Annotated in this window: 9 protein-coding genes, 1 tRNA gene and 1 pseudogene; 3 read left to right on the forward strand and 8 right to left on the reverse strand. The window is 36.4% G+C overall.

Annotated features, from left to right (window positions below; all coding sequences use genetic code 11):
* Nucleotides 1-24: 24 nt before the first annotated feature.
* From V5290_RS00005 to V5290_RS00020, 4 genes and pseudogenes are all read right to left on the reverse strand, one after another.
* Nucleotides 25-135: pseudogene (locus tag V5290_RS00005) on the reverse strand (transposase); the annotation flags it as partial.
* A gap of 837 nt (nucleotides 136-972) precedes the next feature.
* Nucleotides 973-2,100, reverse strand: a complete 1,128-nt coding sequence (locus V5290_RS00010) for a zinc-binding dehydrogenase (RefSeq protein WP_333381263.1) — start codon at nucleotides 2,098-2,100, stop codon at nucleotides 973-975.
* 95 nt (nucleotides 2,101-2,195) lie between these two features.
* Complete coding sequence (locus V5290_RS00015; RefSeq protein WP_333380461.1) at nucleotides 2,196-2,864, reverse strand: glutathione S-transferase family protein; 669 nt, start codon at nucleotides 2,862-2,864, stop codon at nucleotides 2,196-2,198.
* Between the two features lie 355 nt (nucleotides 2,865-3,219).
* Entirely contained in the window at nucleotides 3,220-3,390 is a 171-nt protein-coding gene (locus V5290_RS00020; protein WP_333380467.1) for a hypothetical protein, read from the reverse strand.
* Between the two features lie 666 nt (nucleotides 3,391-4,056).
* Between V5290_RS00020 and V5290_RS00025 the strand changes: the two genes are divergently transcribed.
* A complete protein-coding gene (locus tag V5290_RS00025) occupies nucleotides 4,057-4,419 on the forward strand; it encodes a hypothetical protein (protein WP_333380469.1) in 363 nt (120 codons plus the stop codon).
* A 366-nt stretch (nucleotides 4,420-4,785) separates the two neighbouring features.
* On the opposite strand, the gene V5290_RS00030 is transcribed toward V5290_RS00025, so the two are convergent.
* The 4 genes from V5290_RS00030 to V5290_RS00045 form a co-directional block, all read right to left on the reverse strand.
* A complete protein-coding gene (locus V5290_RS00030; RefSeq protein WP_333380471.1) occupies nucleotides 4,786-5,238 on the reverse strand; it encodes a hypothetical protein in 453 nt (150 codons plus the stop codon).
* A 9-nt stretch (nucleotides 5,239-5,247) separates the two neighbouring features.
* Nucleotides 5,248-8,457, reverse strand: coding sequence for an RNA-directed DNA polymerase (locus tag V5290_RS00035; RefSeq protein WP_333380473.1), 3,210 nt, complete (start codon nucleotides 8,455-8,457; stop codon nucleotides 5,248-5,250).
* Nucleotides 8,458-8,805: 348 nt separating this feature from the next.
* Nucleotides 8,806-8,893 (reverse strand) — tRNA-Ser (locus V5290_RS00040).
* Nucleotides 8,894-9,002: 109 nt separating this feature from the next.
* Complete coding sequence (locus V5290_RS00045) at nucleotides 9,003-9,977, reverse strand: glucokinase (RefSeq protein ID WP_333380475.1); 975 nt, start codon at nucleotides 9,975-9,977, stop codon at nucleotides 9,003-9,005.
* A gap of 217 nt (nucleotides 9,978-10,194) precedes the next feature.
* On the opposite strand from V5290_RS00045, the gene V5290_RS00050 reads away from it, so the two are divergent.
* Both V5290_RS00050 and pyk read left to right on the forward strand, forming a co-directional pair.
* Nucleotides 10,195-11,055 (forward strand): MurR/RpiR family transcriptional regulator, encoded by an 861-nt coding sequence (locus V5290_RS00050; RefSeq protein WP_333380476.1) that lies wholly within the window; start codon nucleotides 10,195-10,197, stop codon nucleotides 11,053-11,055.
* Nucleotides 11,056-11,129: 74 nt separating this feature from the next.
* Nucleotides 11,130-12,560, forward strand: coding sequence for a pyruvate kinase (gene pyk / locus V5290_RS00055; RefSeq protein WP_333380478.1), 1,431 nt, complete (start codon nucleotides 11,130-11,132; stop codon nucleotides 12,558-12,560).
* The last annotated feature ends 100 nt before the right edge of the window (nucleotides 12,561-12,660 follow it).

Below are 12,660 nucleotides of genomic sequence, written 5' to 3' on the forward strand. Positions count from 1 at the left end.
CGGTTTAAGGGCTTAGCCTTTGGCTTAATGTAAACTATTCCTTAACTTCTCTATATTATGAACGAGACAGTACATTTTCCATTGGGTATTCACTTTTTCTTGCCCGCGCAGTGTGAATTTATTCATTCCTTTACTCCTCTTACTTTAAAAAATAAGCACAGTAGCTCCTAACCGTCTACCTTATTAAAATGAATAAGCTGCAACATCGAAAAGTAGTTATTGAAGTGCATCGAGAATAATTTGCTGTGTGAAATCAATCAGAATGAATTTACTTTGACAAGATAAGTCAGGTTTACCTCTTTACTTTAAAAGAGTGCCACCATATTTATTTCTGAGCGAATAAGAACTATTAGATCACAGACGGTTAGCTCAATAAAGGTTGTTTTTTTGTACAATAAGAGATTGTGAACAAAGAACTTAAAAACGTTCTTTTCGCAGAAATTCTACAGCCTCAACGCTTAACATTAAACGACCAAGCAACGTTGGCTATAATCGCGAAGCGATGGTCAACTGTTGCGTGTCCGCTTTGAATTACCTTGTTAGCCAAATGACAGTCAACTGGACATCCATTAATTTCTATTTATATATTAGGTATAGAATCGCAATCTGTTAAAAGGAATGGGTGTTCTCGCTTATGTTTAAACACAACAAGGTAACAAACAAAGTATTTTCTTTTATTCATTACATCTTCAAGGGAGGCTAAAGCCACCGCCCCAAAGGCTTCACCGCTTTTGACTATTTACCAGTTTCTAAAACCAAAGCCCCAAGGAACTATTAACCGCTAACCAAGGGCGGTGACTTCAGTCTCCCTGCTTGGGTCAACCCAAAAACCAATACAAACATCCATCGAGAAAAATCCTAAAAGGTAACAAGCGAACTACTTTTTCATACCCACAAAAAAGCAGAGACATTTGTCTCTGCTTTCAAACATTTGATGATGAAGAGGAGCATTTCACTCCCCTAAATAAGCAATTAAGCTTGTGGTGTTACTAAATATTTCTCACCCGTTGCTACCTTAGCGTAAGCAGCGATTGAATCTAATTGTAACATCTCTGATAGCGACACTTCATGCGTGTAGTGGCTAGCAAATGTCGTCGTGATCTCATTCGCAATACGTTCACGCATTGCTGCGACAGTTTTAGTACCTAATTTACCTAGTATATTGAACAATAAGAAACCATTGATACCCCATGCAAAACCAAAGTTACGATTAATAGTAATAGGGCCGCGGTTTAGAGCACCATAGATATAAACTTGCTTGAAAGTATCTGAGCCATAAATTGTATGCTCTTCCATCTCTTTTGCTGCTGCGGCTTCCATACAGTTCAAAATATCACTGCTTAACTGACCCCCACCAATCGGATCAAACGCAATCGTTGCACCTGTTTCAGTAATCGCATCTGTTAAATCAGTCAGGAAAGATTCACTACTAGAGTTAACAACATATTTAGCACCCATATCACGCAATAGTTTCTCTTGTTCTGGTTTACGAACAATATTGATTAAATCAATACCATCAGCAATACAAATACGATTTAGCATTTGCCCAAGGTTAGATGCTGCCGCTGCATGAATAATCGCTTTATGACCTTCAGTACGCATCGTTTCTACCATCGCTAACGCAGTTAATGGATTAACAAAAGATGAAGCACCTTCTTTAGCCGTTGTACCTTCTTTTAAAACTAAACAGCTTTGCGCTTTAGCGCTAATAAATTGACGATAAGTACCGCCGCCGATCACAGCAACCATTTTTCCCATTAAAGCTTGCGCTTCAGGTGATGAACCAGCTGCAACCACTGTACCTGCACCTTCATTACCAACAGCGACTGCTTTACCAACACGTTTCTCAAGAGAAGGCATAAACTGAGCTGGAACATCTGCAGTGATCACTGGGCTTTCAGGAGTACCTGACTGTGTCGCATTCGCCATATCTGCAGCATTAAATAAAACACCTAAATCAGAAGGGTTTAAAGGCGCAGCTTCAAGGCGAACGACAACCTCATCGTCAGCTGGCTGTGGCATATCGATATCTTTTAAAGCCAGTGTTAGTTTGTTGTCTTCGCTGATTGTTGAAGTAAGTTGGATATTTGTCATTGATATATTCTCCTGAACATAATTTGATTGCTAACCAATTAATAGATTGTATTGATTAGCTTTTTATTTGTTAGCTTATTTTTAATGCCAATAAAGCATCTTTATTTAGCGTTAATTAGCGCTGTCACTTTTTCAATAAGTTCGGGCATATTTGCATCACGATCTGCTGCAATCTGTTGAGCAATTTCAGATTCCCCCATCGAAGCATTCCACACCTTCATTCCTGGTATATCAGCTAGGATATCCCAATCAAGTTGGCTTGCTCCAAACTTAATAACGATTTGATTTACGTAATACACGTAGATATCTGCCATAGTAAAGTCATTACCAGCTACCCAAGGTGTAAATTGACATAGATGATTTAAAGCAATGATACCGCGTGTTAATACTTCACGAACTTCAACTTTAAGCGACTCTGGAGCATCAGTACCGGAAAAAACATAAGGAATAAATCGTCTGCATGGCAGCTCAAAATAAAGCTCTGCTATTTTCATTATTTGACGCACAACAGCTCGCTCGCCATTGTCTTGCGGATAGAGTTGAATCTCTGGGTATGTTTCTTCTAAGAAATCACAAATCACGCTCGACTCAGAAAGGTTTAATCCTTCAGCCGTAGTTATAGCCGGTACTTTACCAACAGGACTAACAGCTAATAGCGCCTCACTGCCTGCATAAACCAGATTTTCTTGAAAGGGTAGTTGTTTATAGAGTAATACGTGCTTCACTAAATTGTAGTAGTTACTAGCGGAAAAACCGTGCAAAGTAATCATAATTCACTCTCTATTATTAAGATAAAGTATTAAGGCGATTTATTAATAAATGGTGCCTAAAACTTGTTTTTCAATGAGATTAAATCACTTTTATGAAAGAGTAGTGACACAATCAAAGTAACAACATCGAAACTAACAATGTTTACGTTGAATGCATTATTACCTGTTTTTATGTGGTGATATATGGGAATAAATACGGAACACTATTGCTTTTAAGACAATAATAAAGGGAATTGCCTTAACAGTGTACAGGACATATATGGTCACTCCTTAGTTCACTGAGCTTCATATCATTGATACAGGGAGGTCATATATCATTAAGAAAAAAATTAACTAGTTTAGTTTCAATAATTTATTAACACCTGCCCTTCTTAGCTTGTCCCGGTGGACAAAATTTACCTGAAGTATTTTTATCACCTTTTGTATTCACTTTTATTGCAACATCGTCTACTTCTCCTTCGACACGAGTTAACTGACAAGCACTGACCATAAATAAAGTAAATAACATTAAAACTATAACTTTCATTAAATTAACCTTTCATAAATAACTAATTTATTAACAATGCATTAAAGTTCAGAATAAATGCATCTTGAGCCTTTAAGGTATAAGCAAACATAACATAAAATTTGAATAGATTTTCCGCCAGTAGCTGGCCAGCTTGTTATGTGAAAATCATTAAAAGTTACATTAATACCTATGAGCGATATTGAGACTTGTAATTTTGATGAAGGTTCAACAAGGTTATAAACGCTAAACAATTAAATTTTCGATCTATGCTATTTATATTGGTACAGTGAAATTGCAATGAACAAAAGTGAAGAAATAAAAAACCTACAGGTCTATAAAAAGGTGTTGCGGATTTTCTCGTACCTCGACGGTATTTAATGTGACCAACTCTCGAATGTAACTTGCCAATATAAGTTCATTTAAAATCAAAACCTTACGTTTATATTATTTTTTCACTTTGTACCACCCCTTTGTACTGCTTTAATCAATAAAACCTCTCATAGCAATAAGTTAAAAAGTGCTGCCTAAAGACTAGACAATATTTTAAAAAATCCAGTAAAAAAACATCTAATCCATTGTTAAATAAGGTGTAAATATATATTCTAGCGCTTTTTTAAGCATATAGGTGTTTTCGAGCTCTCTATCTCGCAAAACCTATGAATAATTAACCAACTAGAGGTAAGTATGAAATTTTTGATAATCGCATTAATGAGTGTTTTTATGATTGGCTGCGCCGCTCCTGTTAGCCACTCTAACATTCCTTTATCAACCTATGACAAAGATACAGAATACGGCATAGAAAATAATGATGAGGGGTTTGGAATCACGGTATATTATTCTCGCTATCAATTTGTACCTGAAAGTGATGCAGTAGCAACAGCATGCAAAAGTCAATTGACATCTATCGCATGGGAGCATGCAGAAAGCAAAGGAAATACAATTTCCCCTATCAATGAGCAACGCATAAGAATTTCTATGGGAAGAAATGGGTTTACTGGAGTCACATCTTGCCAAGCAACAGCTATAGTTAAGTGGATTAAGGAATAAAAGAGTAAATACTTTTTTAAAAATATACCCATTAGATATACCTAAATGACTACAGTCAAAGTCGGATAAAACAGTACCCTTTAGGCTTTATTTTGCATAATGGGTACACTATGATTCGTAATCCCTCAAAACCAAACGTGTACACTAAGCAAGTCACCTTCATGTGCATATCATTGTGCCTTATAGACGATATAATGTTGCGAAGAAAAAGTGGTGTAAACGCGAAAATGAAACATCCAAACATATAATTAAAGAACTAATTTCTAATAAGCAATTAATACTATTAAATTTAAAGATTGGATGTCCCGTAATTAAATATAAATAAGCATTAAATAGGTAACATCTCCAATGTAAAAATAGTCCCTTTTATCCATTTATTTTTCTTATAATTTTATCTAAGTCTTTATGCCACTGCTTACTGTGTGCTGTTCTTGATTTTGCAAGGTGAACTTTATGCTTTTTAAGTTGAGATCTGATCGCTTCAATCCACTTTTCATCATTTGGCTTAGCTTCTAATATTTGTTCAAAAGCAAATAACATATTTGAGAAAAACCATGTGTATTTATCGTATTCTGGGTCTTTTTTTGATTTAGCAACATAATCACCACTAGCAAACTCAGGATGGGCTATGCATAGCGCTAAATACTGTTGATAAATTCCATGCGCTTGTGCTGCAGCCGAGGTATTTCTACCTACTTGAACTTGCCAATAAGCGATAGATAAAGCCCCTATAGCCACAAATAAGCTAATGATTGGAACCCAACTTTTCCAAGTCTCAATATTTAATAAAACGGCAAAACCTGTTTCAAAACATGTCATATTTAACTTCTACCTCGGTGGTAATATTTTACGTGAATTAGCAACAACAAACCCTTCAGGTACAGGCTTGAATAAATCGGTATCTACTGGCCAACGCTTAGCCCTATTTTGAAACTCTCTAAGGCTTTTAATATCTAGGCTGACGGTCACAAAAAAATCATTTTCACCACCTTTGATTCGAGCCAAATCTCTGCGAAAGCTTTGCTTTGCAGGAGCACGAACCCGACTATCTCCATATTGGCGATTATTTACAAAAATTGTATATGCATGTATGTCTAATACAGCTGCTTCTATTAGTGTGGAAAATGTATCCAAATCTTTGTTCCAAGATAAAACGGCTAAAGCATCTACTTTACCTTGAAAAGCTACTCGAGTTTTACTATTTTGTAACTCTGAGCAAACCATCACGCCAAAATGAAAACCATTGTGGTTATAAACTGGCTTCAACCATTTGGATTTTTTTGATGTTTTCCATGTCTTACCAAATATCCTTGTAAGTGTTTCGTCTTCTGAAGGTGCGGGCTCTATTTTTTGTTGCCAAATTTTAGTCCAGTGCGGGTATCCCAGGCGGTTATCTTTCAAAACTAAACAAGCTTCACTAATAAGCTTATTATGACTAGAATGTCTGTACTCTGTACCAGCAATCAAATTTATCCCGACACCTATTAAACGACTAGAAATACTATCAACCCATTTAAGGGGCAGTGATAATTCAGGTAAAAATAAATATTCTGGTTTAGGCTTTGATGAAATAACATTATTAATCAATTCACAAATTTGCTTATAACGCTCCAAATAGTGATCTGGTCGATCACAAGCTGATTTTTCCCAACTTGTTTCTTTAGTGGCTAAACTAGCAACTGCAACTAACACCTTATTAGCATTGCCATTACCTATTTTGATATTTTTTGAAGGTTTGGATGGGGTGACAGGTGGATCTAACAAATTTGGGGAAACCCAAGCCCCTCTAAGCACTGAAATATATTTTGCGAGCATTTTTATTGAGCTGGAGTTTTTCTTCGCATTCTTGCCTATGCATTCAGGTGCAAGTTCAACTATTTCTGACGAAGTATAGGGCCTAATAGGAAAAACAAAAGGGGTTATATTTTCATAAACAAGATTACCACCTCGATGCAACCGCTTATTTTGTGTCTTGGCCAAAAATTTTATTAAATGAGTTGCGTTTAAAAACCCATCTTTGCTCAATGCCGATAGAATTTCTTTTTGTTCTGATATTAACTGCGTATTATCTTCATTTTTTTCAATGAAAGCATGTAAATGTTGCATTACTTTATAGGGGATCTTTGCCAAATCACTTTTTTGTAACTTAGGCGCAACTTCATAAAAACCATTATCAATATATGAAGAGAAAAACTCATCATTTTCAAAGCTAAAACGCTCTGTTAGTGTTTTCATGAACACCCTTGCAAGCTTTTTAACCGAATTGCTCGCGGCTTCATTTTTAAACTCGGTAGGGTAAGACTTAGCCGCACTATCAATAAATGAATGCGCTAAAGATTTATATAATTCATTCCATAACTCATCATTGAAAACACATTTTTCAACGCCATTTATATTACCGCTGTTTTGATTATTTTTTAAATGAGTAATAAGGTCATCTAAAGCATCAAATGTGGCGGTTACAATTTTGTTAGCATCGTCCCAATCCTTAAGGGAAATAGCTAGGCTTAACAATCTTGGCAAATAAGTGTAATGATTTAGTATCTTTTCAGGGCATAAAATATGATCGTGTGCAAATTGGTAAAACTCTTTACGCTCTTTTACCCAGCCCGAGGGAGGAATATCGCGAGCAACAGTTTCAACTTGCCTTAACTGGATAGACCAACTCAATCGATGAAGGGTTAATCCATCTGCCCTTCTTAAAGTATCCGCACTTTCACTCGATGACTCAGCAGCAATCAGTACTTTCGCGGCTGTTGTTTGTTCAAACTGATCAATTGAGGGCATAAGCCTATGCTCACTCGAGAGCTTATACATTTCTTGTTCAATACTATCAACCAAATCTAAGCCAGCCTCTCCCTCTAAGATGAATAGTTTTTGTTTGGTTGATTGAAACTGGATTCTTGTCTCTTTTAGGTAGTATTTAGGTAAATCAATACTCCATAGTTCAGAGTTTTTATCATCAGGCTTTAAAACAGGTTTTTCACGATTTCGGTATTCAAATTTTAATCGTTCAGATAAAAAACTCATAAATGACTTAGTGTCATGAATTTTCCCACCATCATGAAGTACTATGAACATATCATCAACATACCGTCCATAATGAACCGGAGCCAACTCCTCGCGAATTAATTTATCCCACTTACAAAGTAATACGTTAGAAATCACACGAGAGACGGTTAAACCCATAACAAGCCCGCTAGGTATTGCTTTAGCTGAAGTTGTTAAACTTTTTGAAAAGTCATTAGCAGCCTTTCCCCACTCTTTAAGTAGTCTGACTATTTTTTTTGTAAACTCTTGTTCTGTTTTTGAAAGTACTTTATCTTCAACTAAACCTATTGTTTCTTGAAACTTCAACTCTGAGAGAAAGCTTGGATCAATAGTGTGGTAATAACTTTTTAAATCTAATGAAACGGCTATTACAGGACGCTTATGTTCAAGTTCACTTCTAATCGCCGACAAACCGTCATTGCGCCATTGCTTATAAGGTTGATAATAGGGTTTAAAAGAACCAATACCAGCAAGATTAAAAGGCTTCTCTTTATTAGCACCTTCACCTTTTAGCCTTTTTAATCTCGCGCCATAAACATCACTTTCACTTAAACATGAATCAAACTTATGACCCACCATATTGATCCAGAGCGCAGATAGAATGTGTGTTTTAACTGGGAAATTACCAACAATTCGAAATTCTGGCGTTATGGTATTAAACTTACAAAAATGTTCAAACGCTCTTTTTTTATTGGAAAAATGAGTATGCCCATTTTTCCAATCTTCTTTAGGTTTACTTGAAACCTTTTTGGGAACAACCCTAAATTTTCCAAAATAATTACTTAAGTCTTTTGGTCCATCATGTTCTTGCCATTCCTTTAACAAGTGCTTTAAATTACCTAGTAGGTTTTCTTCAAACTCAGCAAAATCTATAGCTGAGGGATACCCGTCCTCCATAAAACAGTCAACTTTAGCTTTTCGATAAGCAACCATTAAATCCGTTAGTATTAGTTCACCCCAGCCGGAAAACTCTGCTTGATAACTCATAAAAAGTCCTTTTAAATTAAAGTGCCTGTTCAATTATGCTTTTTTAAATAAAACTTACTAATAGTTTACAAATTGACTAAAAAGATTGACGTATAGATAAATAACTTTGATACATACTTAATTTAGCTTTATGTAAGGAACGACGTGTTGCAGAAAAAGTAATAAAAAAATATTATAAAATATTTAAACGAAATCTTCATTTAACTTCGATTAATTTTTACATTTAATGACATAGATAAATTTCAGATGAAAAAGCTTATTAAAAAAAAAGAAGTTAACTTAGAAATAAAAAACCCGCAAACCTTATTAAGGTTTGCGGGTTTCCTCGTACTTATTCGGTACTTAATGTGGCGGAGAACAAGAGATTCGAACTCTCGAAGGGTTGCCCCTTACACACTTTCCAGGCGTGCGCCTTCAGCCACTCGGCCAATTCTCCGTAAATTGCTTGTTTATTAGACTAAAGTAATAGTTTTAATAATAAAGCGATGCGCATGATAGTTAACTCGTTGCGGTAAATCAACCATTAACGCTAATAATTCAGGGATTTATGCTAATTCTTGTTGTAAATACACTGAAGCGCCCAATAACCCTGGGTTGGGGTGTGTAATTAGGAACGTCGGAATACCTTTTAAATAATGGCTAAGTCGCCCTTTTGCTTCAAAGTACGCTCTGAATTCACTAATTTTGAAAAAATCAACGAACCGAGGAATAATACCACCAGCAATATAGACTCCTCCTTTACAATCTAAGCTTAAAGCTAGATTTCCAGCAAAACTACCTAATGCTTCACAGAAGAGGTTCAATGTTTGTGTTGCGAGCTCACACTCATTATTCAAGGCTGCTTCTGATATTTGCGCTGCTTCGAAATATTCAGGTTGTTTGCCTGCTAATCGACATAAAGCATGGTAAATGTTAACTAGCCCTTGCCCTGACATTAATCGTTCATTAGAAACATGACCAAATTGGCTTTGAAGTAGCAATAACACGTCTGCTTGTTGTGAGGTGTTTGGTGCAAAGCTAGTATGGCCGCCCTCTCCATCCAAACTTAGCCATTTCTCTTTGTGTTTTAGTAAATGTGAAACACCTAACCCAGTACCAGGCCCAAACACGGCTTTTACACCATCTTCAACTTCTTTGCCGCTACCAATTTGAATTTTTTGGCTATCTTCGACAAAGGGAACGGCTAATGAAATAGCCGTATAGTCATTGATCACATGTAGTGTTTTAAGAGACAATTTATGTTGTAATGCTTGCTTAGAAAATTTCCAATTTAAGTTGGTCATTTGTACTAGGTCATGTTCAACTTGGCAGGCGATACCGATGCATAAATGGCTGACTGGGTCGGGTAAAGTGACAAAATATTGTGCTAAAGCGGCATCTAAAGTAATAAATTGCATACAAGGATATTCTCGTACTTTGCTTATTTCTCCGGTCACAACATCTAACACTGCTAAACGTATATTGGTGCCACCAACATCTACAACAACTGATAACATGATACGACTCCTGCCTTTTTTCATATTTTTATGAGATAAGAGACAGATCTGCCTCTCAATTTTTTAATTTAAATTTTAATTATTTGATCTGAAACATTATTCGAATGTAATAAAATGACATAAAATATTAGCTATTCTATAATGATTAGCAAATATTACGGGTTGTTTACGTAGTTTTATTTCATTTTTAGTTACAAATTTTCTATTACTAAACACCAACTTTTTGCTGAGTGAACATATTATGAATACGTTAGAGTTAATTAAAAAAAACCTTGATACTTTTAGTAAATCGGAGCGAAAAGTAGCTGAAGCTATTTTAGTATCCCCAGAAACAGCGATTCATTCTAGCATTGCCAACCTAGCCAAAATAGCAGAGGTTAGTGAACCGACTGTTAATCGTTTTTGTCGTCGTTTAGATACCAAGGGTTTTCCAGATTTTAAACTACATTTAGCACAAAGTTTAGCCAATGGCACGCCTTATGTGAACCGAAATGTAAATGAAGATGACGGTCCGGAGGCTTATACCTCGAAAATTTTTGAATCTACTATGGCTTGTTTGAACGCAGCTAAAAATGGGTTAGACACTAACCTCATTAATCGCGCTGTCGACGTGTTAACGCAAGCAAACAAAATATCCTTCTTCGGTTTAGGCGCATCTTCATCTGTTGCTCATGATGCGTTGAATAAGTTTTTCCGTTTTAATATTCCAGTGTCTTGTTTCGATGACATCGTAATGCAACGTATGAGCTGTATTAATGGTAGTGAAGGTGACGTGATTGTATTAATTTCACACACGGGTAGAACTAAGCCATTAGTGGAAATAGCAGAATTAGCACGTGAGAATGATGCCTTTGTTATCGCTTTAACAGCTGAAGATTCACCACTGGCAGAACAAAGTAATTTAGTGCTTTCTTTAGGTGTACCAGAAGATACAGATATTTATATGCCGATGTCTTCGCGTATCGCACAACTAGTTCTTATTGATGTACTCACTACTGGCTTTACATTACGCCGTGGTGCAAAGTTTAGAGATAATTTAAAAAGGGTAAAGGCGGGTATAAAAGACTCTCGTTTTGAAAAAACTAATGATGAAGCGTTTTAAAAGTATTACAGTATAACGGTGCATTTATTAACCCCCTTTTAGTCTTATATTTTTTATATGTAACAGGAGTTAACATGGCAAGACGTACGAAAATAGTTACTACTTTAGGCCCAGCGACGGACCGTGGTAATAATTTAGAGCAAATCATTGCAGCTGGTGCCAATATGGTACGTATGAACTTTTCCCACGGTGAAGCAGCTGACCACATTAAACGCGCACAACAAGTCAGAGAAATCGCAGCTAAGCTTGGTAAAGAAGTAGCAATTATGGGCGATCTTCAAGGCCCTAAGATTCGTGTATCTACTTTTGAAAACAATAAAATCCAATTAGCTGTTGGCGATAAATTTACATTAGATAGTGATGTAGAAAAAGGCCAAGGTAATCAACAACATGTTGGTTTAGATTACAAAACCCTTCCACAAGAAGTTGATACGGGCGATGTTTTATTATTAGACGATGGCCGTGTTCAACTTAAAGTTGAATCTGTTGAAGGTAACAAAGTACACACTGTTGTTACCATTGGCGGTCCCCTTTCAAATAATAAAGGCATCAATAAGCAAGGTGGCGGTTTATCTGCTGCTGCATTAACAGAAAAAGATAAGCGAGATATCTTTACAGCTGCTGAAATCGGTTGTGATTACCTTGCTGTTTCTTTTCCTCGCAATGGTGCTGACTTACATTATGCTCGTAAATTAGCACAAGAAGCGGGTAGTTTTGCGAAGATCGTTGCGAAAGTTGAACGTGCTGAAGCAGTTGAAACACAAGAAGCGCTAGAAGACATCATCCTTGCGTCAGACGTTGTGATGGTTGCGCGTGGTGATTTAGGTGTGGAAATTGGTGATGCTCGTTTAGTTGGTGTGCAAAAGAAAATGATCCGTACTGCACGTCGATTGAATCGTGTTGTTATTACGGCTACACAGATGATGGAGTCGATGATCAGCGCGCCAATGCCAACACGTGCAGAAGTAATGGACGTGGCGAATGCGGTATTAGACGGTACAGATGCAGTGATGTTATCTGGTGAAACAGCAGCTGGTGATTACCCAGTTGAAACTGTAAAAGCGATGAGTGAAGTTTGTGTTGGTGCTGAGAAACACCCTAGTATTAACGTTTCTAACCACCGTATCAATCACACTTTCGATGATCCAGGTGAATCACTAGCAATGACAACTATGTTCGCGGCAAACCATACTAATGGTGTTAAAGCGATTGTGGCATTAACGGCATCAGGTTCAACGCCATTGTTAATGTCTCGTTTAAGTTCTGGTCTACCGATTTACGCTCTTTCAAGTAATCAACAAACCTTGAACTACTGCGCTTTATACCGTGGTGTGACACCCGTTAAGTTTGAGTCTACAACGACTAACAGTATCGAATTTATCGAAAATGCATTAACAACATTAAAAGCATCTAACTTGATTGCTGAAGGTGATTTAATTCTGTTAACGCACGGTGATAATATCCAACAAGGTTTCACCAACACTTGTAAAATTATTAAAGTGTAAGCTATTAATACCTATCAAAGAAAAAGGCATGTTACTCAATGAGTAACATGCCTTTTTAATATAGTTTTTATCCCTAACAGCTAATATTTACTTAACTTTA

It is taken from the genome of Psychromonas arctica, from assembly GCF_036697365.1.
Classification (GTDB): Bacteria; Pseudomonadota; Gammaproteobacteria; order Enterobacterales; family Psychromonadaceae; genus Psychromonas; species Psychromonas arctica_A.